The sequence below is a fragment of the Segatella copri genome (assembly GCF_051861805.1).
In the GTDB taxonomy this organism is placed as follows: Bacteria; Bacteroidota; Bacteroidia; order Bacteroidales; family Bacteroidaceae; genus Prevotella; species Prevotella copri_M.
This window is the reverse complement of sequence record NZ_CP146520.1, coordinates 2238250-2259164: the sequence shown is the minus strand read 5'-3', so window position 1 is coordinate 2259164 and position 20915 is coordinate 2238250. Positions and strand designations below refer to the sequence as shown.

Genomic DNA, 20915 nt, shown 5'->3' with positions numbered 1-20915 from the left:
TATTTTAGATTTTCAAGCCTGAGAAGCAAAGCATAGCCATTGCCATGAGGCCTACTGTGATAAATGTGATGCCGAGTCCCTGCAGTGGTTTTGGCACGTCGCAATACTGCATCTTCTCGCGGATGGCTCCCATCAGAACGATGGCGAGTGTCCAACCCAGTCCGGAACCTACGGCATACACGATGCTATCCCATACAGAGGTGATAGCCTGAGTATTGGTAGGCTCCATCAGGATGCGCTGCTGCATGAAGAGCGATGCACCCATGATGGCACAGTTTACGGCAATCAATGGCAGGAAGATACCCAGCGCTGCATAGAGTGATGGTGAGAACTTCTCTACAATCATCTCGACCAGCTGCACGATACCGGCGATGACGGCGATGAAGAGGATGAAGCTCAGGTAAGTGAGGTCAACACCCAGAATGCCATCGGCGCTGAGCACCTTGGTCTGCAACAGGTAATCTACAGGCACGGTGATGAGCAACACGAAGGTTACTGCCAAACCCAAGCCCAAAGAGGTCTTCACGTTCTTGGATACTGCCAAGTATGAACACATACCCAGGAAGTAGGCGAAGATCATGTTGTCGACGAAAATCGAACGGAAAAACAAACTTATTGCGTGCTCCATCTTACTTCTCCTCCTTATAAATATAGGCACGATGTACCCAGATTACACATCCAACGAGAATCAATGCCATGGCTGGCATGGTCATCATACCGTTGTTAACATATCCAAAGTCGTAAGCTCCCTCTGGAATCAGCTGGAAACCGAGCAATGAGCCGCGGCCCAGGAACTCACGAACAGCACCCACAATCACGAGGATGAGGGCGTAACCCAAACCATTACCTACACCATCGAGGAATGAAGGCCAAGGCTTGTTCATCATGGCAAACGCCTCCAAGCGACCCATCAGGATACAGTTGGTGATGATCAGACCCACATACACTGAGAGCTGCACGCTCACGTCGTAGGCGAAAGCCTTCAGCACCTGGCTCACGATGGTAACCAGGGCAGCCACTACCACCAGCTGGACGATGATACGGATGCGCTGAGGGATGGTGTTGCGGATGATGGAAATAATCACGTTAGAGAATGCCGTGATGATAGTAACGGCAAGTCCCATCACAATGGCTGGCTTCAGCTGGGAAGTAACAGCCAGGGCACTACAGATACCAAGCACCTGGACGAGGACAGGGTTGTCGCCGTTCAGTGGCTTGATGAATGCCTCCTTATTTTGTTTACTAAATAATGCCATAATTTCGCTTAATTATTTAATGAATTTAGCAAGACCTTCCTTGAGCATGGCATCCACACCATTGGATGTCAATGTAGCACCGGTAACGGCATCCACATTGTTAGGGTCGCCGGCAGGAGCGTCTTTCTCAACGCCCAGAGCGATGCCCTCTACTCCATCCTTGTGAATCTTCTTGCCCTGGAATTTCTGCTGCCACTTCAAGTTGTCCTTGATTTCAGCACCGAGTCCGGCAGTCTCGCCTTCGTGGTTGAAATATACGCCATAGATGGTGTTGTTGTCGGCATCCACGGCGATGAAGCCTGAAATGCCGCCCCAGAGACCCATACCCTTTACGGAATATACAGTCTTCTTCTGACCATCAATCTCGCACTCGTAATACTTCATGCCATCCTTCTCCTTCTCGTCCTTCACCACCTCTTTATATTTGGCAGCCGCAGTAGCGTTGTCAAGGTCGCGCAGGTTGAGGGAGTTCAGAATCTGCTTCTGAGTATCAAGAGCCACGTTGGCATCCTGTGTTGCCTTCAGCGAAGAAGACACGAACGCGAGCAGGAATGCCACGATTACCACGATGATAACCGAATAGATAATAGTATAGCTATTTGAATTTGTCTTCATATCTACATTCCTCCTACATTATTTAATAGCACGTTTAGCACGGCGTGAGATGTTGCTCTGAACTACACAGTAGTCGATGAGTGGAGCAAACATGTTGCCGAAGAAGATAGCGAGCATCATACCCTCTGGATAACCTGGGTTCATCACACGTACGATAACGGCGATGGCACCGATGAAGAATCCGTAGAAGTACTTACCCTTCTCGGTACGGGCTGAGGTTACAGGGTCGGTGGCCATGAATACGGCTCCGAAGCAGAAACCGCCGAGAACGATGTGCTCATACCAAGCGATAGGAGTCATGCCGAGAGCCTGGAAGATAAGCGCCATCACGATGCCGCCTGCGAATACGCTGCCCATGGTCTTCCAGGATGCGATGCCTGTCCAGAGAAGGATGATGGCACCGATGGCGATGGCGATGACTGAAGTCTCACCGATACAGCCAGGAATGAAACCGATGATAGAATCGCAGAGACTAGCTGAAGGCATGCTGCCCTGAGCCAGCTGGCCGAGAGGAGTAGCAGCTGTGAAGCCATCAGGCAGGGTGTTACCCAGACCGAAGATAGCGTCCTTAGCCACCCAAACCTTATCACCACTCATAGCCAATGGATATGAGAAGAAGAGGAACATACGGGCACCCACAGCCACATTGAAGATGTTCATACCCGTGCCACCGAAGATTTCCTTGCAGAAGATGACTGCGAAGGCGCACGCCAGGGCGAGCATCCACAATGGTGTAGAGATAGGAATAATCAACGGGATGATGATACCGCTGACGAGGTAACCCTCCTGGATTTCCTCGTGCTTCCACTGAGCCCAGGCAAACTCGATGCCGAGACCCACGATGTAGCTAACCAGCAACTTAGGGAGGACAGCCAGGAATCCGAAGCCGAAGACCTCGATAAAGCTGGCAGCATCCAGTGTACCTGCAGCCTTGAAATTCTGGTATCCCACATTATACATACCGAAGAGCAAAGCAGGAATCAGGGCGATTACCACAAAGCTCATGATGCGCTTCGAGTCGATAGAATCGTGGATGCTGGCTCCGCTCTTCGCTGTCGTATTTGGCACGTACAGGAAGCTCTCAAAACCGTCAAACACGCTCTCGAAGGCATGCAGCTTACCTCCCTCTTGGAAGTTAGGCTTTATCTTATTGAGATAATTTCTTAATGCACTCATTATTTAAATAATTAATAGTTAAAAGTTTATAGGGGTTTAGCAGCATTGCTATCAACTATAAACTGTCAACTGTAAACTAAAACTAAGCGTTCTCCTTGCGCAGGATGTTCAAGCCCTCACGTACTATCTTCTGCAATTCGAGCTTAGAGCTATCCACGAACTCAGCTACCGCAAAGTCCTCAGGACTAATCTCGTAGATACCGAGCTGCTCCTGCTTGTCGATATCGCCTGCGATGATGGCCTTGATGAGATACTCACCGAAGATGTCCATAGGAAGAACCTGGTCGTACTCGCCGCTCATGATCATGTGGCGCTCGCCGCCCTTGATGCGGGCATCGAGATTGTACTCCTTGTTCTTGCCGAAGAGCCATGAGAGATAGAAACGTGAGGTAGAGAACTGGTTGGTGCGTGGAAGAATCCAGCCCAGCATCTCGTCGCAATCGTCACCCTCTGGGATGGCAGTGATTTCTGAGGTGTGGCCACCTACGTAATCTGCCATTGTGGTCTTTACGCCTGTAAGAGGATTTCCATTGATAAGGCGAACGTGAGCTGTGGTCTTCAACTGTGCTTCAACGAAAGCAGCCAACGAAGTACCTACCAGCACGTTAGCATAACCTGCCTTCTTCATCTCGCTACCAGCGACAGCCACCTTCTTGTGGAGATCCACCTTACCTGTGAGGAAGAGGCGACCGAAGAAGATAACCGAAGCAGGGTCAACGGTCCAAACCACCTCACCCTTGTTCACCGGGTCGATGTGGTTCACCTGAACGCCTACGTTTCCGGCAGGACATGGTCCATCAAAGACATTGAGTTCTACGTTCTTAGCCTCGCCGAGAGCATTTGAGTGCTGATCTACGCCGACGCCAAGATAAGTTTTCGCAATTTTGCTCAAGGCTGTCAAACCTGTCTGGAAAGCCTGCTCATTTCCCTCGAGTTCCACCTCGAAGTCAGCAGCAAGCGGCATGTCGCGGAGGGCAGAAACGAAGATAGCCTTAGGCGTGGTATCCGGAGTGGTGGATACAGCATAAGGCAGCTGGTTGATGTAACCGAACAAGCCTGCCTCGAGCAGAGCCTGCTTTACGGCTGCGCCATCCAGGGCATCAACGTTTTTCTTACCAAAATCCGTAGAGGTCTGCTCAGCGTCTGCCTTTACCTTGATGCAGAGCACCTTGCGTCGCTCACCACGCTCAATGGCGGTAACCTGACCGCTCACTGGCGAAGCGAACTTCACCTCTGGGCAAGCCTTGTTGACAAACAAGGCGTCTCCGGCGTTGACATGGTCGCCTTCGCGCACCACCACCTTAGGTGTAACTCCCTCGAAGGCTGCAGGCACGAGTGCGTACTCGGCTGCCTGTACCACAGGGATGGCTACATCCTTGGAAGCTTTACCCGTAAGGTTAATGTCCAAGCCTTTACGTAACTTAATTACATTTGCCATAACTACATTAAAAATATTATTTTTTAAAAACTGATTTTCTTACTTATTCTGTTATTTATTCCGTTTCTCCGAAATTTCAGAAGTTATTTTTGCTATTCATACATTCTATGCTGCTGCAAAATTAACAAAAAAAAATAAAATAAAGAAGAAAACGAGAGATTTATTTGTTTTGGGAATCGAAAAATCGGGTATTTTGATAGTGTTGTAACATCTTATACTATCAAATTGACTACTGCACTTGACAATTCTACATGAAATAATGAAAGATTCTGCCGCATCCTGCGAATTTTCTATCCTAAAAAAGATTAATTCATATCCGTCTCTCCCCATTTTTTCGTACCTTTGCATCTTATCAGGGCATAAGGCCCATCTGTTTCGAACAGATTATTTGAACAGAACTCAAGTTTCGCATGTAAGCTCCACACGCCCTGAAAGGGCAGAAGCTCCTAGCCCAGGGCATCGCCCTGGGTAATTATGGACACAAACTTGTCGCCCTGTAAGGGCAAAAGCTATAAAATACTGGGCAATATACAAAGCTTTTGCCCTTTCAGGGCGCCTTGCTGATTGCCATTATACCCAGGGCGATGCCCTGGGCTAGGAGCTTTTGGGCCTTCAGCCCGTTCTCGAACCACATGCGAAAGTTCAGAACAGAATAAACAAAATATGATAATGGAAAATAAAAGCAAAAAGATTGAAGAGATTTTCAAGCAGGATCTTCACATGTATCTTGCAGGTAAAAACCGGGTAGATAATCAGTTGCCGGATGCTCCGGACATCGAGGAGCAGTGGGCGAAGATTGGCGAGGCCTATCTGCCTGATGCCATGAGGGAATTCACCAAATACCCTACCGTGGCGCTGGGCTGGATCATGTTCGTGGGCATGGCCGTGGCTAAGTATTGGGACGAGGACTGGGAGCTATATAGTAAGGTAGAGAATCTCTACACCTACCTGCGCGACCGCATCGACTTCGACCACATGGACGACCATATCCTCGACAACGTTCTTCTGCTCGATGAGAACGAGCACAAGGCTACATCGGCACTCGTGGCAGAATGCGCAGCCCGCACCTATACCCTGCTCATCCACCAGGGCTTTGAGCCAGGCACCGAGGCAGCCTTCCGAGGCTTCATCGCCGCCCTCCACCAGATGTATCTGATGGGTGCTGCCATCCAGCTGAAGGCACTGGGCTACCACATGACGCAGCTGCAGTAAGAGCCCTTTGCGGTTCAAAAACATTAAGAAAGTTTAAAAAAGATTTTGTTATATGAAATAATAGTTGTACCTTTGCACTCGATTTTCGGATAACGAAGCAAAATCACATTAATTATATAACAAAACTTTTTAAATGAAGGCAATAGCAATTAAGTCGAGTTTGTTTTCTTGCTTGAAGAACTACAACAAGAAAACATTCATGTCTGACCTCATGGCAGGTATCATCGTTGGTATCGTAGCCCTGCCTCTGGCCATCGCATTCGGTATCGCTTCTGGCGTGACACCCGAGAAGGGTATCATCACCGCCATCGTAGCAGGTCTCATCATCTCCATCTTCGGCGGAAGTAAGGTGCAGATCGGCGGACCTACAGGAGCATTCATCGTCATCATCTATGGCATCATCCAGAAATATGGATTCGAGGGATTGACCATCGCTACCCTGATGGCAGGTCTCTTCCTGGTGCTCTTCGGACTGCTCCGCTTAGGTACCATCATCAAGTACATCCCTTACCCTATCGTGGTGGGCTTTACCAGCGGTATCGCCGTAACCATCTTCACCACGCAGATTAAGGACCTCTTTGGTTTGACATTGGCTTCTAACCCTTCTGACTTCCTGGAGAAATGGGGTGTCTACTTCCAGAGTTTCGACACCATCGACCCTTGGTGCGCCCTCATCGGCGTGGTGAGCGTGGTGGTCATCGCCATCACTCCAAGATTCAGCAAGAAGATTCCGGGTTCGCTCATCGCCATCATCCTGATGACCGTTGTGGCACTGCTGCTCAAGCAGTTTGCCGGAGTTGAGAGCATCGAGACCATCGGCGACCGCTTCTCTATCAGCAACGAGTTGCCTGCGGCTCAGGTTCCAGAAATGAACTGGGAGACCATCAAGAGCCTCGTGTCTCCAGCCATCACCATCGCCATCCTGGGTGCCATCGAGAGCTTGCTCTCTGCTACCGTAGCCGACGGTGTAATCAGCGACCATCACGATTCCAACACCGAGCTGATAGCCCAGGGTTTGGCCAACATCGCCTCTCCCCTCTTCGGCGGTATCCCTGCCACTGGTGCCATCGCCCGTACCATGACCAATATCAACAACGGCGGTAAGACTCCTGTTGCGGGCATCATCCACGCTGTGGTATTGCTGCTCATTTTCCTGTTCCTCATGCCTCTTGCCAAGTACATCCCGATGGCTTGTCTGGCAGGTGTTTTGGTAGTGGTTTCTTACGGCATGAGCGGCTGGAGAAGTTTCCTGGCACTGATGAAGAATCCTAAGAGCGACGTTACCGTGCTCCTGATTACCTTCTTCCTTACCATCATCTTCGACCTGACTGTTGCCATCGAGGTGGGCTTGATTATCGCCTGTCTGCTCTTCATGAAGCGAATGAGCGAAACCACTGATGTTACGGCAGTTACAGAGGATGAGATTGACTTGAACAAGGAGTATGACTTCCTTTCTACCAACCTGGAGCACTATACGATTCCGAAGGGTGTGGAGGTTTACGAGATCAACGGTCCGTTCTTCTTCGGAGCGGGTAATAAGTTTGAGGAGGTGATGGCTGCGTTCGGCGACCGTCCTGAGGTTCGTGTGATTCGCATGCGCAAGGTTCCGTTTGTTGATTCTACGGGTATTCACAACCTCACAAACCTCTGCGAGATGAGTAAGAAAGAGGATATCCAGGTGGTTCTCTCTGGTGTTTGCGAGAAGGTAAACGCGCAGTTGGAGAAGGCCGGTTTCTACAATATGCTTGGCAAGGAGAACATCACGGATCATATCAGCAAGGCGCTGAAGCGTGCTGAGGAGATTATCGAGAATAAGAAGTAATTGATTACGATTACAATTACAGTTGAAAAATCCGATGGATATCTATCAAAAGATATGCATCGGATTTTTATTTATAATTAATGTTCATTAATATTCATCGGATTACACGGAAGAAACGGAACATTCTTGCTTTTCGGATTACGCACGGAATTTAAACAGAAACTCGACCTGACGGTCGTGGCGATACCCCCTAAAGCAGGAAACAAAGACGAGCCATAATATCACACAAGCCAGTCGTTACGGCGCTAGCCCAATGGCCGTAAGGCCAAATCCGTTTAAATTCCGTGCGTAATCCGAAAAGCAAGAATGTTTCCGATAACTCCGCGTAATCCGATGAAGAAAATCACAATGAAGAAAATGAAGTTTCTTACAAGACTTTTCCCAGGAACTCCTGGAGTCTTGGAGACTTCGGATGATTGAAGACTTCTTCAGGTGTGCCATCTTCCGTGATATAGCCATCGCTGAAGAAGAGCACGCGATTCGCCACTTCACGGGCGAAACCCATTTCGTGCGTCACCACCACCATGGTCATTCCTTCGGCAGCCACATCCTTCATCAGCTGCAACACCTCACCCACCATCTCGGGGTCGAGCGCAGACGTAGGCTCATCGAAGAGCAATACTTCGGGATTCATCGCCAGGGCACGGGCGATGGCTACACGCTGCTTCTGTCCGCCCGAAAGGCTGTCGGGATAGCAATCTGCCTTATCCAGCAGTCCGATGCGGGTAAGGAGCTCGGTAGCCTTCTCATCGGCTTCTTCCCTTGTCATCTTTCCCAGTTCCACCGGAGCCAGCATGATGTTGCGGCGGATGGTCATGTTGGGAAAGAGGTTAAACTGCTGAAACACCATGCCCACACGCTGGCGCATCTTGTTGATATCTACATCCCAGGCGGTGATATCCACGCCATCGATGTAGATTTTGCCATGGGTAGGCTGCTCCAGCAGGTTGATGGAGCGCAGGAAGGTACTCTTTCCACAACCCGATGGGCCAATGATGGCAACCACCTCGCCCTGATGGATGGAGGTGGTAATGCCCTTGAGAACCTCGTTGTCGCCGAAGCGCTTGCGAAGTCCCTCTATCTTGATTATCTCGTTTTTATCCATAATTATTTGATGCTTTTGCCCTTTCAGGGCGCATTGCTAATTGCTCGTGTACCCAGGGCGATGCCCTGGGCTAGGAGCTTCTGCCCTTTCAGGGCGTGCTGCGAAAAACTTGCAAAATTGCCTTTCAGGGCACTATTTCCTTTCACTCTTTCTTAATCGCTTTTCCAGCTTCCTTACCCCGGCATTCAGACCCAAGATCAGGAAGAGATAGACCAGCGCTACTACGCCCAATGGCATCATAGCCTCGTAGGTGATGCTTCGGATGATATCCGAGCCCTTGGTGAGATCCACCAGTCCGATGTAGCCGCTAATAGACGTTTCCTTGAGCAGGGTGATAAGCTCGTTGCCCATTGCCGGAAGCACGTTCTTGAAGGCCTGCGGCAGAATGATGAGGCGCATCGTCTTGCCATAAGAGAGACCGAGACTCCTGCCCGCCTCCATCTGTCCGTTATCCACCGACATGATGCCCGAACGGATTACCTCGGCAATATATGCCGCTGAGTTCAAGCCGAAGGCAATGACGGCAACGAAAATCTTGTTGACATCTGCCGACGCAAACACCACGTAATAGATGATGAGCAACTGCACCATGGTTGGCGTGCCTCGCATGATGGTAAGGTACAACTGGCAGATGATGTTAGGAATCTTCCAGTCGCCCTTGCGCTCGTGGCGGGCACGGACGATGGCTATCAGCGTGCCGAGAATCACGGAAAGGATGATGGCAAAGAAGGTGATGATGAGGGTATTGCCCAAGCCCTGGAGCATATACTGATAGCGGCCATCATCGATAAAGCACGACTTGAGCTTATCAACGAATCCATGCTGTAAATCAGCCACTTTCGCATCACCCGAGTTCACCATGATTACCTGGCGCACATCGGCATAGGAATCCGTGAACCCGATATTCTTCTCTCGCTCCGGAGTAACCGTGATACCGGCGATTCCGGCATCAGCCTTACCCGCCTGTACCGAGGTGATGATGGCATCAAACTCCATATCAAGTATCTCCACATCCACACCCAGCACATCGCCGATGGCATTCGCCACATCCACATCGATGCCCACAATCTTACCATTCTGGTAATACTCGAAAGGTTCGAAGGTGGCATTGGTGGCGAAGCGCAGACTCTTCTTCAAACCGAGTTTCTGCAAGGTTTCCGGTCCCATCTTCTTCGCATCTGAAGTCTTTGGCGTATACGCCACGGCAATGCCCCGTTCCAGATGTCGGTTTACGATGGAATCGATGACGCCATTCGCTTTCAGGATGCGGATGGCATGGTTGATAGACTGCTTCAACTCAGCATGATCCTTGCCAACGCAGATGGCGAAAGAGGATGCATCGAAGGTTTCGGGCAGGATTTGGAGCGATGGGTTCACCCGCTGGAAAGCCTTGGCAGGCGCCTCATCGGTCACCATGCAATCTATCTTACCCTGAAGGAGTGCCTGGATGGCATCGGCTCCCTTGTTGTAGCGTTCCACCTTGGTACCATCCCCCTTCTTTTCCAACTCGGTGGCAAGACCATCGCTGGTAGTGCCAAGCTGAACGCCGATTACGGCGCCCTGCAAATCCGCCTTCGTCTTCATCTGCTTTCTGTTTTCGGAAGATGATTCCGAGCCGCAGGAAGCCAGAAGAAGGCAGACTGCTATTACTAAAGTACTTAAACTAAATCGTTTTAATCTGTTATAAATCATCTAATTAATAAAAAGCTTTTGCCCTTTCAGGGCGCATTGCTAACTGCTATTTTTACCCAGGGTGTTACCCTGGGCTAGGAGCTTCTGCCCTTTCAGGGCGTGTCGGGAAGTCCGAGTATTCTACTTCAGGGCGATTATTCTCCTTTAAAGCCTTTTGCCAAGCCGCCCTCGCTGGTTTCCTTGTAGAGCGATGGCAGGTCGTGACCGGTTTGTCTCATCACCTCTACCACTCTATCGAAGGATACGCTATGGTGACCATCAGAGAAGGAGGCGTAGAGGTCGGCATCCAGGGCACGGGCGGCTGCAAAGGCGTTGCGCTCGATGCAAGGAATCTGAACCAGGCCGCAAACAGGGTCGCAGGTCATACCCAAGTGATGCTCCAATCCCATTTCGGCAGCATACTCCACCTGGGCGGGACTGCCTCCGAAAAGCTGGCATGCCGCAGCCGAAGCCATCGCACAAGCCACGCCTACCTCGCCCTGGCAACCCACATCGGCACCACTGATAGAGGCATTGTTCTTCACGATGTTGCCCACCAGTCCGGCAGTAGCCAGGGCACGCAAGATGCGGTCTTCGCTCATGTCGTGTGCCGTATGCATGTGATAGAGCACGGCAGGAAGCACGCCGCAGGCACCACAGGTAGGTGCCGTAACGATGGTTCCGCCCGAAGCATTCTCTTCGCTCACCGCCAGGGCATAGGAATAAACCAAGCCGCGGCTCTGCAGGGAAGCCCGATAGCCCTTTGCCTTGATATGATAGGTGGCAGCCTTGCGCTGAAGCTTCAACGGACCAGGCAGCACACCCTCGTGGTTGAGACCGTTGCGGATAGACTGCTTCATGGTTTCCCATACCTTGCGCAGATAATCCCAGATATCCTTATCCTCGCATTTCTCTACGTATTCCCAGAAGGCACGACCATTCTCGTAGCACCATTGCTGGATATCAGCCATGGTATGAAGGTCGTAGACATCGTCAGCGCCCAGTTCCTCGTGACCCTCGGTGCCATCAGAAAGGGCACCGCCGCCGATGCTGTACACCGTCCACTCGTCGATGACGTCGCCATTCAGGTCCTTGCCCACAAACTTCATTCCGTTGGGATGGAAAGGCAGGAAGGTCTGAGGCTCCCAGTTGATATGCACGATATGCTTCTTCAGCACCTCCTCGATGGCAACATCGGTCATGTGGCCCTTGCCGGTAGCAGCGAGGGCCCCATAGAGTGTTACCTCGTAAGAGGAAGCATTGCCACATCGCTCCAGGAAAAGCTTGGCTGCACGCTGGGGACCCATGGTATGACTGCTCGAAGGACCCTTTCCTATTCTGTATAATTCCTTTAATGATTTCATATTCGTCTCGTTTATAATGTTTTGGTTATTAAATTGTTAATCAATTATTTATTTACTGAACTTTCGCATGTGGTTCAAGAACGGGCTGAAGGCCCAAAAGCTCCTAGCCCAGGGCATCGCCCTGGGGATAATAGCAATCAGCAAGGCGCCCTGAAAGGGCAAAAGCTTTGTATATTGCCCAGTATTTTAAAGCTTTTGCCCTTACAGGGCGACAAGCTTGTGTCCATAATTACCCAGGGCGATGCCCTGGGCTAGGAGCTTCTGCCCTTTCAGGGCGTGTGGAGCTTACATGCGAAACTTGAGTTAATTATTATTTCACCTGAGTCGCCTTCGTGATGACGATATCCTCCAGCGGTCGGTCGTTGTTCTCCTTGTTGGTGGCAACATTCTGGATTTTATCTACCACATCCATACCTTCCAGCACCTCTCCGAACACGGTATATCCGTTGTCAAGATGCGGCACGCCACCATATTTAATATATCCCTGCTGCAGTTCGACGGATGGGATGGCATACGACTTGCCCTCTCTCTTCTCCTTCTCCACATAGTATTCCATCTGTCGTGGCGAGAAGTTTCTGCCCCAGGTGATATAGAAATCGGTGGAAGCCGAAGCCTTGGTTGGGTTCTCATCGTCCCCCTCGCGCGCCGCACAGAGCTGTCCACGCTTGTGGTAGTACTTAGGATAGATGATTTCGGCAGGCACGGTATAGTCTACATCAAACTTCTCCACCTTTCCCGGGTTCACCTTTCGGCAGGAGTAGTCACCACCCTGAATCATGAAGTTCTTGATCACTCGCTGGAAGATGCAGCCGTTGTAGTAGCCGCTGTTCACGAGCTTCAGGAAGTTGTCACGATGGTGCGGCGTATCGTTATAGAGGGCCACACGGATGTTGCCCAATGTGGTTTCGAGCAGCACTTCGTGGCAGGTGGTGTCGCGAGGAGTCTCCCATGGGAGAAGCTGTGCCTGACCTGCCTTTGCATCCGAAGCATTCTGCTGTGCATTCGTCTGAGCCTGCGCATTTACCGAGCAAGCCATCAGCAGGACGGCGCAGAAAGATAGTATTTTTTTCATTTTCTTATGAATTTTATCGAATCAATTGTTATCGATTGCAAAGATAATGATTTTATTCTAAAAAGTTATGCTTTTCTCGAACTTTCTTTATATCTTTGCGTTCAAAATAAGGAAAATTATAATATGATGATAAAAAAGAGATTATATCTTCTTCTCTTGGGCTTCGCTCTACTGGGAATGAAAGCCCAAGCACAGCACGTGAGCTTCGGACCATTGCATAGTCCGGATAGCCCGCGCGAGGATTGGCTGCTACCTGGCGACACCGTTTATCAGGACGGAAAGACCGTGGTTTATGGCGGCAAGCCGATGAAGCATACCTATACCCCACTGAGGCACATCGCTGGTAATTCAGCAAATGACGAGATTTATGGAATGGGCAATGGGTTAAACAATGCCTTGAAGAATCCGAAGGATAGCGATTACTACAACAATCCGATTTCCAATCTTGCCAATAGCGGGGCATTTGGGGATGGATTTGGAAATGATGGATTTAGAAACGGATATGGCTGGAACGGATATGGCTACGGCTGGGGATTGCACAAGGGTTTGAATCTTTCGATAGATCTCTCGGTTTTCGCTACTTTCGGCAAGAATGCCCCTCACTGGGGCGGCTTCACCCAGACCATCAACGCCACCTATCTCACACCCCTCACCAAGGACAACAAGTTGTGGATGGCGCTGGGCACCTACATCAACAACATCAATTACGGAAGCGACAACTTCCATGATGGTGGCGTGTATGGCATGCTGGGGTATAAATTCAACGAGCATTGGGAGGCTTTTGTTTATGGTCAGGTGAGCGTGGCTAACAATTATAACTCTATATATAATAGGTATGCCGGATATGGCTATGGTCCCTATGGTTATAGAGGATATGGCTATGGTCCGTTTGGTTACGGCATGTATCCCGGAGCCTGGGGCATGGGTGTGATGCCAGGCGGATACGGTATGGGTGCCGCCGGTGCCAACGTATTGGGAGCCGGAGTAAGATACACCAACAAGAATTTCTCCATCGGAGTGAGTGTTGAGGGCAACTGGTATAACACCCCGAAGACGCCTACCTATTATAAGCAATACGATTATCCGGTGAAATAAACGAAAGCCCCACACGGGCTGAAAGCCCAGAAGCTCCTAGCCCAGGGCGACAACCTTGCGCTCATGATTACCCAGGGTGTTGCCCTGGGCTAGGAGCTTCTGCCCTTTCAGGGCGTCTGGATTTACTTATTCTCCACAAATAATCTGAACGATGCGCTCGGCCGATCTGCCATCCCATCTATCCGGAATGCCGGCCTTCTTCCATTCGCCCTTCACAATCTTCTCCATCGCCAGCTGCAGCTTCTCAGGGTCTTCAGCTACCAGCTCGTTCGTACCCACGGTCACCGTTTCCTGGTGCTCGGTATAACTGTTCAGCGTGATGCAAGGCACACCGTTGAAGGTAGCCTCCTCAGCCACATTGCCCGAATCCGTGATCACACCCATGGCATGGGCAGCGAGATAAGAGAAGTCGAGATAGCCCTGAGGCTGCACCACCATGATGCCCGACTGATGATCAGCCACATCCTGGTAAGCCTTGAAAGCCAGCACGAATCCCAATGCCTTGCCACGCAGAGGCGCCAACACCTTGACGCCCGCCTTTCTTGCCACCCCATCGATGGTGGAAATCAGCTTCTTCATCTCCTCAATGTTGTTCACTATCGCCTTGCGGTTCAAGGTAAGCAACAGATATTTGCCTTCTTCCAGATGCTCCTGGTCCATCACGGCAGGGCGCTGCATGCGCTGCTGCAGGAATCGGATGTTGTCGATGAGCACATTGCCCACCATATATACCTTAGAGAGTTCGGCTCCCTCCTTGTTGGCAATGCTGTTGTTCGAGATACCCGCCGTGAAGAGGATATCCGACAGACCATCTATCACCAGTCGGTTGATTTCCTTCGGCATGGTGATATCGAAACTGCGGGTACCCGCAGCAATATGCGCCAGCTTCACGCCCTGCTTCTTGGTAACGATAGCCACGGCCATCGTAGAAGCCAGGTCATCTACCACGATGACCACATCCGTAGGATGCTGCTGCAAATAGCGCTCAAACTGAGCCATCACCTGTCCGGTAAGCTCGTTCATGTTCTCGCAGTCCACGCCCAGATACACATCCGGCTTCCTGATGTCCAAGTCAGAAAACAGGGAATCCTCCAGCGTCTCGTCGTCCTCACGACCCGTGAACACCAGCTCATACTCCACATCTTCGCCCTGCTTATGGGCATTCTCTATCGCTCTAATCACCGGAGCCACCTTAATGAAGTTAGGTCTCGCTCCAGCCACAATACAAATTTTCTTATTCATATTTTAAGTTTACTTACTGTTAAACAAAAATTTACTTACTGTTAAACAAATCCTTGATGCCACCGATGGAACCCATCAGATTGGTAGCCTCGTATGGCAGATAAACCACCTTGTTGTCCTTGCCCTGAGCCACCTCTTGCATCATGGTGATATACTTCTGCGCAAGCAGATAGTTGGCAGGGTTGGTGCTCTGGCCCACCGCCTCGGTAATCTTCTGGATGGCAATCGCCTCAGCCTCAGCCTTGCGGATGCGCGCCGTAGCCTCACCCTCAGCCCTGAGGATAGCCTGCTGCTTGGCAGCCTCAGCCTTGTTGACGATGGCAGCCTTCTCACCCTCAGAGAGCAGACGCTGCTTCTCCTTTTCACCCTCACTGGTCAGGATGGTGGCACGCTTGTTACGCTCAGCCTGCATCTGCTTCTCCATCGCCATGAGCACGCTCTCGGGAGGTGTGATGTCCTGCAGCTCCACACGGTTCACCTTGATACCCCACTTGTTGGTAGCATCGTCCAATACGGAACGGAGCTTGGTATTGATGGTGTCGCGCGAAGTCAAGGTCTGATCCAGCTCCATCTCTCCGATGATGTTACGCAGGGTGGTCTGGGTCAGCTTCTCGATGGCGTTAGGCAGGTTGTTGATTTCATACACGCTCTTGAAAGGATCCACAATCTGGAAATAAAGCAGCGCATTAATCTGCATCTGGATATTATCCTTGGTAATCACATTCTGTCGGTCGAAGTCATACACCTGTTCACGAAGGTCGATGTTGTTGGTATAGGTATATCTACCCCCACGCATCGCTACGATGGTCTTCGCCTGGTCGATGAACGGGATAATGATGTTGATACCCGGCTTCAGGGTGGCATAGTAGCGACCCAATCGCTCGATAATCTTGGTCTCACTCTGGGGAATGATGACGATGGTTTTCTTTACCACAACCAGTGCAAGTAACACTAGAGCGATTAATACATAAAGTCCTATTTCCATGATGTTTATAATTTAAAGTTTATATTCTTTCTGTAACTTTCTTCAGGTTTCGGCAGCTTGCTAGTACTCCTCTACCTGCAGGATGATAGACTGGTGTCCCTTCACCCTTACGCGTGCGCCCTCGGCGATATCCTCCCTGCATCCGGGCGCCTCCGCCTTCCAGTCGTCGCCATCGAGCTTCACTCTTCCGTATCCGCCAGCCACGATGGTCTGGGTCACCTCTCCTATCTGTCCCTTCAGGGCATCCGAATTGCTCTTGCGCTCATCAGCACCCTTTCGGATAGCCTTCACCAGATGCGGACGGATCAGCAGGATACTCATCACGGAGCATACCGCCCATACCACCACCTGCACCCAGAAGGGAGCGTCCATCACCGCCACCGGTATGCTGATGAGCGCACCGATGGCAAAACAAGTCACGTAGAAGTCGCCCGAAGACAACTCCAGAATCAGGCAAATGAACATGATGACTGTCCAGAATAGCCATAGGTTTTGAGAGATGTAGTCCATCATAGCTAATGATATTTTTAATGATTACTTTCTTCGTGAAAGAAGAACTTTTTTTCTCCGTGAAAGAAGAACTTATTTCTTGTTGGAAGAGAAACCGCTCAGCGAACTGGCCTTGATGGTTCTTACCGGAGTCTTTGAAGTCTTGAAAGATTTTGATGACTTTGAAGACCTTGAAGATACACCAGAAGTAGAATATGCCCCATTCTGCGGCTTGTAATACTTCAAGGCAGTAGGCATCGCCGCTTTCAGGGCAGCGATTCGCTTGGCATCCGAAGGGTGGTCGCTGAAGAGATCACTCTTGTTGCTTTTGCCCGAAGCCGCAGCCATGCGCTCCCAGAAAGGAATCGCCTGCTGGGGGTCGTAGCCTGCCATGGCGGCAAAGATGAGACCCATGTAGTCAGCCTCAGTCTCGTTTTCACGCGAATACTTCAGGTTGCGGAAAGAGAAATACTGTCCTGCCACGGCACTCGCCATGTCGCCCACTCCGCTTCCCACAGTCTGGTTGAGCACACTGCCCAGGATGCTGGTGCCCACCTGCTGGTTCTGCGCCTTCGACATCTGTTCGGCGCTATGCTTAGCCACGGCGTGCGCTATCTCGTGTCCCAGAACGATGGCGAGCGAATTGTCGCTCGAAGCCACTGGGAGCAGTCCTTCGTAAACCACAATCTTTCCACCCGGCATGCAGAAGGCGTTCACGCTATTATCCTGCACCAGGTTGAATTCCCAGGAGTAGTTCTGCAAGTCACTGGCATATCCGTTTTCCTTGAGATAAGTTTCCACGGCAGCTGCCAGTCTCTTACCCACTCTCTCCACCTGCGCCGTCTTCACCGCATTGGTAGATTTCTTGGCAGAAGCCATATACTTGGTATATTCTTGGTTCGACAAACTCAACACCTGCGCATCCGAAACCGAAATGCGGTGTGTTCTACCGGTCAGAGGCACGGTCTGCGTGGTGCCGCAGGAAGCCAACATCAGAGTTGCCATCGCTCCCAGCGCCCAAGCTCTCATTCTCTTCTTTTTCATCTTTACATTTTGTTTACATTATACAATTCATGATACCAATTCAATCTCTGCATCAATTCATTCTATCTTCCATTCCAGGCAGTTCACCTCGTCCTTCACCGAGAAGTTCAAGCCTATCTTCACCACCTTCTTGCCGCTCATCTTGAAAGCATCGGCATAGTGTTTTGCCTCTATCTGGGCGAGAGCCTCCTCGGCACTCTTGTTGAACTTCAGCTCCATCACGTAGATGGTATCTGCAGTCTCCATCGTAATATCGATTCTGCCCTTCGCTGTATGCTGCTCCACGAGGATATCATAGTTGGTGAGCAGGGCGAACATGATGTAGAGCGTCTGCTGCCAATGACCCTCGTAGTGGGTGTTGTCACAATACGGAATGGTTTCCAGGAAATCAGCCAACAATTGCAGGGCTTCATCCATTTCACCATTATTAATATAGGTAGAAATGTCAGCTACCACAACCCTTCCCGCATCTATTTCCGACCCGAGGTAACCCGGCAGCAAACTGTCGAACAGTCCCACCTCGATTTCCTTATTAGGAAAGTCGAGCGTATAGACATCTATTTTCTTTTCATAATCCTTGATGGTAAGATAGCCACTCTGATACAGCAGCGGAGTGAGCGATGTCATTCTTTCCGTTGCAGCATCAAAGGATGCAGCCTTAGCCCTCACCTTTCCCAGTTGCGAAGGCAGCACATGAAACTCCCTCATTTTTTCAATCAGGAAAGTAGGCGTACCGGATCCAAACCAAAACGAATCCATTTTCTGCTTGGCGAAGCAATTCAGCAAGCTATAAGGATTGTAGACATCAGGCGATGGCCAAGTGAAGTGATAACCGTCATAATGGTCTTTGAGCTCCTGGATGGTTTCCTCCCTGCTCAGTTCCAGATGCTCGGCAAGAGCGTCGATGTCATCGCTCATCTGGGTCAACAATTCCTCTTTGGTGATACCGCAGATACCGGCATAAGGCTCATCCATGCTCACGTTGGTGATATTGTTCAGCTCGCTGAAGATGCTCAGCTGCGAGAACTTCGTGATGCCCGTCAGGAAGACGAAACGGAGCATAGACTCATTTCCCTTCAGAGGACTATAGAAGTTGCGCATCGTGTTGCGGAGCTCATCGAGTTTCTCCTTCTCATGCGCCACATCCAGCAGCGGAGCGTCATATTCATCAATGAGCACCACCACCTGCTTGCCCGTCTTCCGGTAAACGGCATTTATCAAAGCGTCAAGACGAATATTAACATCTATTTTATTGCTCTTGCAGTCGAACCTAGCCTCTTGCTTCTCAATAATATCCAACAAATAACGATTCAGCTGCTCCTTCTCCATGTGCTTGCCCTTGCTCAGGTCGAAGTGCAGCACGGGATATTCGTTCCACTCCTTCTCCAGCTTCTCGATGGCAAGCCCCTCGAAGAGTTCCTTCTTGCCCTCGAAATAACTCTTAAAGGTAGAAACCAGCAGCGACTTACCGAAACGGCGTGGTCGGCTCAGGAAGAAATACTTTCCATCCGTATGCGTCATACGATAGATGTATTCCGTCTTGTCGATATAGAGGTTGTCCAACTTGCGGACTTCCTCAAATGTCTGAATTCCTATAGGATATAATTTTCTTGCCATAATCAAATGCTATCTAATGAATTGCAAATATACATCAAATCCCCGAAACAACCAAGTATTTCTACGATTTTAACAAAAAATAAATCCCGACCCAGAGATTCCACTGAATCTCCGAGCCGGGAACATCAATATTTCGAAAGCTTCGCTTAAAGCGAAACGGTTTTCTTCTTACCCTTGCTCTCGTTGCCTACACGGTCGAGAGCGGTGACTACATAAGTATATTTCCTGTTCTTTACGTATGGAAGCTTATAGCTGGTGCCATAAACCACCGCCTGAAGGGCTGACACATCACGGAGATCAACCTTGGCACCCTTCTCGAAACGATAGATGGCAAAGCGGGTTACCACATCGCCCCACTTCCGGCGGCTCGCCTTCGGAGCCTTCCAGATGAGCATCGGGCCCTGGGCTGTCCACTCCATCTTCAGGCTCTTCACTGCCTTCGGTGCCTTGTTGTCGAGGAATGGCATCAACGGCGGGAGGGCTGGGTACTTCCAGTAATAGTTGCGCAGGGTATGACCGATGTTGCCCACATTGTCGGCAGCTGTCTGGGCATACCAGAGCACGGTGCCCTGCACATTGTTCATCTGCTGGTGCAGACGGTGCTTGGCTGGCAACTGGTGGCTGCGTGGATTCACAGGGTCAGGATACTTGGCGGTGCGCTCGATGTCCTCGCCGATATAGAGAGGTCGGTTGCCCGCATATTTGTTCCACCACTGGATGAGGGTCTTGTAATCGGCTGCCTTGTTGCCTATCTCCCAATAAATCTGAGGCACGCAGTAGTCGATGAAGCCATTGTTCACCCAGAGGAGCACATCGGCATAGAGGTCGTCGTAGTTCTGCAATCCGAAGGTGTTGGAGCCGATTGGGGAGTTGCGCCTGTTACGATAGATGCCGAAAGGTGATACGCCAAACTTGACCCATGGCTTAACGGCATGGATGGTTTCGCCCAACTGCTTGACGAAGCGGCTCACGTTGTCGCGTCGCCAGTCGCCGATATCTCTGAATCCCCTGCCCTGCTGACGGAAGAGCTGCTGGTCTGGAATCTGCTTGCCGGCTGCGGGATATGGATAGAAATAGTCGTCGATATGGAAGCCGTCGATGTCGTAGCGGCTCACGATGTCGGCTGCCACACGGCAGGTATAGTCGGCTGCCTCCTGGAGTCCCGGGTTAAGGAGTACCAGATTATCGTAGTTGAAGCAGAGATCAGGACGGGTCTTCACCACGCTTCGGGGTGATACCTGGCTCAGGGATGTGGAACCGTGCTTGGCACGATAGGGGTTGATCCAGGCATGGAGTTCCATGCCGCGGCTGTGACACTGGTCGATCATCCACTGCAAAGGGTCCCAGTAAGGGGATGGTGCCTTGCCCTGCACGCCAGTGAGGAACTTGCTCCAGGGTTCTATCTTGCTGGGATAGAGTGCATCGCACTCGGCTCTGACCTGGAAGATAATGGCATTGACGCCATCCTTCTGCAGTTCGTCGAGCTGCCTGGAAAGCATCGTCTGAATCTGCTGGGTACTCTTCCCCATAAACTGTCCGTTGACGCATTGAATCCATGCGCCACGGAACTCTCGCTTGTTCTGTGCCATCAGCGAAGAAGGCTGTAACATCAGCGATGTAGGCTGTAACATCAGCATCATCGCCAACAGAAGCATCCAAATTGTTTTCTCTCTTCTCATTAATTATTGTTTAATTATTGTTATTGCTTAATT

Annotated in this window: 18 protein-coding genes; 3 read left to right on the top strand and 15 right to left on the bottom strand. The window is 50.5% G+C overall.

Translation table 11 applies throughout. The annotated features are described in order from the left end of the window. Positions 1–4: 4 nt before the first annotated feature. The 5 genes from nqrE to V8Z93_RS08675 form a co-directional block, all read right to left on the bottom strand. Entirely contained in the window at positions 5–628 is a 624-nt protein-coding gene (gene nqrE, locus V8Z93_RS08695; protein WP_006848996.1) for an NADH:ubiquinone reductase (Na(+)-transporting) subunit E, read from the bottom strand. Position 629: 1 nt separating this feature from the next. After that, complete coding sequence (locus V8Z93_RS08690; protein ID WP_089542479.1) at positions 630–1256, bottom strand: NADH:ubiquinone reductase (Na(+)-transporting) subunit D; 627 nt, start codon at positions 1254–1256, stop codon at positions 630–632. Between the two features lie 12 nt (positions 1257–1268). Further along, on the bottom strand, positions 1269–1871 hold the full coding sequence (locus tag V8Z93_RS08685) for an FMN-binding protein (protein ID WP_117727985.1): 603 nt from the start codon (positions 1869–1871) through the stop codon (positions 1269–1271). 18 nt (positions 1872–1889) lie between these two features. Further along, positions 1890–3047, bottom strand: coding sequence for an NADH:ubiquinone reductase (Na(+)-transporting) subunit B (locus V8Z93_RS08680; RefSeq protein ID WP_089542477.1), 1158 nt, complete (start codon positions 3045–3047; stop codon positions 1890–1892). Between the two features lie 82 nt (positions 3048–3129). Next, on the bottom strand, positions 3130–4485 hold the full coding sequence (locus V8Z93_RS08675) for a Na(+)-translocating NADH-quinone reductase subunit A (RefSeq protein ID WP_439431277.1): 1356 nt from the start codon (positions 4483–4485) through the stop codon (positions 3130–3132). A gap of 669 nt (positions 4486–5154) precedes the next feature. Between V8Z93_RS08675 and V8Z93_RS08670 the strand changes: the two genes are divergently transcribed. After that, positions 5155–5697, top strand: a complete 543-nt coding sequence (locus V8Z93_RS08670) for a hypothetical protein (RefSeq protein WP_439431276.1) — start codon at positions 5155–5157, stop codon at positions 5695–5697. Positions 5698–5830: 133 nt separating this feature from the next. After that, positions 5831–7519 (top strand): SulP family inorganic anion transporter, encoded by a 1689-nt coding sequence (locus V8Z93_RS08665; protein WP_203038804.1) that lies wholly within the window; start codon positions 5831–5833, stop codon positions 7517–7519. 367 nt (positions 7520–7886) lie between these two features. On the opposite strand, the gene V8Z93_RS08660 is transcribed toward V8Z93_RS08665, so the two are convergent. The 4 genes from V8Z93_RS08660 to V8Z93_RS08645 form a co-directional block, all read right to left on the bottom strand. Next, the gene (locus V8Z93_RS08660) at positions 7887–8624 is read right to left on the bottom strand and encodes an amino acid ABC transporter ATP-binding protein (RefSeq protein WP_439431275.1); all 738 of its coding nucleotides are present in this window, start codon (positions 8622–8624) and stop codon (positions 7887–7889) included. 132 nt (positions 8625–8756) lie between these two features. Then, positions 8757–10208 carry an ABC transporter permease subunit gene (locus tag V8Z93_RS08655; protein WP_439431274.1) on the bottom strand — a complete coding sequence of 484 codons (1452 nt, stop codon included), beginning with the start codon at positions 10206–10208 and terminating at the stop codon, positions 8757–8759. Positions 10209–10450: 242 nt separating this feature from the next. Continuing rightward, entirely contained in the window at positions 10451–11659 is a 1209-nt protein-coding gene (locus tag V8Z93_RS08650; RefSeq protein WP_439431273.1) for an L-serine ammonia-lyase, read from the bottom strand. A 310-nt stretch (positions 11660–11969) separates the two neighbouring features. Next, on the bottom strand, positions 11970–12731 hold the full coding sequence (locus V8Z93_RS08645) for a peptidylprolyl isomerase (RefSeq protein WP_439431272.1): 762 nt from the start codon (positions 12729–12731) through the stop codon (positions 11970–11972). A gap of 123 nt (positions 12732–12854) precedes the next feature. Here V8Z93_RS08645 and V8Z93_RS08640 point away from each other — a divergent pair, with 123 nt between their 5' ends. Beyond that, the gene (locus tag V8Z93_RS08640; protein WP_439431271.1) at positions 12855–13826 is read left to right on the top strand and encodes a hypothetical protein; all 972 of its coding nucleotides are present in this window, start codon (positions 12855–12857) and stop codon (positions 13824–13826) included. Between the two features lie 126 nt (positions 13827–13952). On the opposite strand, the gene V8Z93_RS08635 is transcribed toward V8Z93_RS08640, so the two are convergent. The 6 genes from V8Z93_RS08635 to V8Z93_RS08610 all read right to left on the bottom strand — a co-directional run bounded on the left by V8Z93_RS08635 (position 13953) and on the right by V8Z93_RS08610 (position 20882). Next, complete coding sequence (locus V8Z93_RS08635; protein ID WP_439431270.1) at positions 13953–15068, bottom strand: UDP-N-acetyl glucosamine 2-epimerase; 1116 nt, start codon at positions 15066–15068, stop codon at positions 13953–13955. A gap of 31 nt (positions 15069–15099) precedes the next feature. Beyond that, positions 15100–16053 (bottom strand): SPFH domain-containing protein, encoded by a 954-nt coding sequence (locus V8Z93_RS08630; RefSeq protein ID WP_203050223.1) that lies wholly within the window; start codon positions 16051–16053, stop codon positions 15100–15102. A gap of 60 nt (positions 16054–16113) precedes the next feature. Then, positions 16114–16566: an NfeD family protein gene (locus V8Z93_RS08625; RefSeq protein ID WP_217763573.1), complete on the bottom strand. Its 453-nt coding sequence runs from the start codon at positions 16564–16566 to the stop codon at positions 16114–16116. A gap of 69 nt (positions 16567–16635) precedes the next feature. Next, on the bottom strand, positions 16636–17586 hold the full coding sequence (locus V8Z93_RS08620) for a M48 family metallopeptidase (RefSeq protein ID WP_439431269.1): 951 nt from the start codon (positions 17584–17586) through the stop codon (positions 16636–16638). 57 nt (positions 17587–17643) lie between these two features. Further along, positions 17644–19203 (bottom strand): ATP-binding protein, encoded by a 1560-nt coding sequence (locus V8Z93_RS08615; RefSeq protein ID WP_439431268.1) that lies wholly within the window; start codon positions 19201–19203, stop codon positions 17644–17646. Between the two features lie 146 nt (positions 19204–19349). Further along, positions 19350–20882, bottom strand: coding sequence for a glycoside hydrolase family 10 protein (locus tag V8Z93_RS08610; protein WP_439431267.1), 1533 nt, complete (start codon positions 20880–20882; stop codon positions 19350–19352). Between the last annotated feature and the right edge of the window lie 33 nt (positions 20883–20915).

What these genes read in the sequence shown, in the direction of transcription:
- V8Z93_RS08630 (WP_203050223.1), bottom strand. Translation starts at nt 16,053, where the DNA reads ATGGAAATAGGACTTTATGTATTAATCGCTCTAGTGTTACTTGCACTG.
- V8Z93_RS08690 (WP_089542479.1), bottom strand. Translation starts at nt 1,256, where the DNA reads ATGGCATTATTTAGTAAACAAAATAAGGAGGCATTCATCAAGCCACTG.
- V8Z93_RS08685 (WP_117727985.1), bottom strand. Translation starts at nt 1,871, where the DNA reads ATGAAGACAAATTCAAATAGCTATACTATTATCTATTCGGTTATCATC.
- V8Z93_RS08660 (WP_439431275.1), bottom strand. Translation starts at nt 8,624, where the DNA reads ATGGATAAAAACGAGATAATCAAGATAGAGGGACTTCGCAAGCGCTTC.
- V8Z93_RS08620 (WP_439431269.1), bottom strand. Translation starts at nt 17,586, where the DNA reads ATGAAAAAGAAGAGAATGAGAGCTTGGGCGCTGGGAGCGATGGCAACT.
- V8Z93_RS08645 (WP_439431272.1), bottom strand. Translation starts at nt 12,731, where the DNA reads ATGAAAAAAATACTATCTTTCTGCGCCGTCCTGCTGATGGCTTGCTCG.
- nqrE (WP_006848996.1), bottom strand. Translation starts at nt 628, where the DNA reads ATGGAGCACGCAATAAGTTTGTTTTTCCGTTCGATTTTCGTCGACAAC.
- V8Z93_RS08625 (WP_217763573.1), bottom strand. Translation starts at nt 16,566, where the DNA reads ATGATGGACTACATCTCTCAAAACCTATGGCTATTCTGGACAGTCATC.
- V8Z93_RS08680 (WP_089542477.1), bottom strand. Translation starts at nt 3,047, where the DNA reads ATGAGTGCATTAAGAAATTATCTCAATAAGATAAAGCCTAACTTCCAA.
- V8Z93_RS08655 (WP_439431274.1), bottom strand. Translation starts at nt 10,208, where the DNA reads ATGAAGACGAAGGCGGATTTGCAGGGCGCCGTAATCGGCGTTCAGCTT.
- V8Z93_RS08640 (WP_439431271.1), top strand. Translation starts at nt 12,855, where the DNA reads ATGATGATAAAAAAGAGATTATATCTTCTTCTCTTGGGCTTCGCTCTA.
- V8Z93_RS08650 (WP_439431273.1), bottom strand. Translation starts at nt 11,659, where the DNA reads ATGAAATCATTAAAGGAATTATACAGAATAGGAAAGGGTCCTTCGAGC.
- V8Z93_RS08610 (WP_439431267.1), bottom strand. Translation starts at nt 20,882, where the DNA reads ATGAGAAGAGAGAAAACAATTTGGATGCTTCTGTTGGCGATGATGCTG.
- V8Z93_RS08665 (WP_203038804.1), top strand. Translation starts at nt 5,831, where the DNA reads ATGAAGGCAATAGCAATTAAGTCGAGTTTGTTTTCTTGCTTGAAGAAC.
- V8Z93_RS08670 (WP_439431276.1), top strand. Translation starts at nt 5,155, where the DNA reads ATGGAAAATAAAAGCAAAAAGATTGAAGAGATTTTCAAGCAGGATCTT.
- V8Z93_RS08615 (WP_439431268.1), bottom strand. Translation starts at nt 19,203, where the DNA reads ATGGCAAGAAAATTATATCCTATAGGAATTCAGACATTTGAGGAAGTC.
- V8Z93_RS08675 (WP_439431277.1), bottom strand. Translation starts at nt 4,485, where the DNA reads ATGGCAAATGTAATTAAGTTACGTAAAGGCTTGGACATTAACCTTACG.
- V8Z93_RS08635 (WP_439431270.1), bottom strand. Translation starts at nt 15,068, where the DNA reads ATGAATAAGAAAATTTGTATTGTGGCTGGAGCGAGACCTAACTTCATT.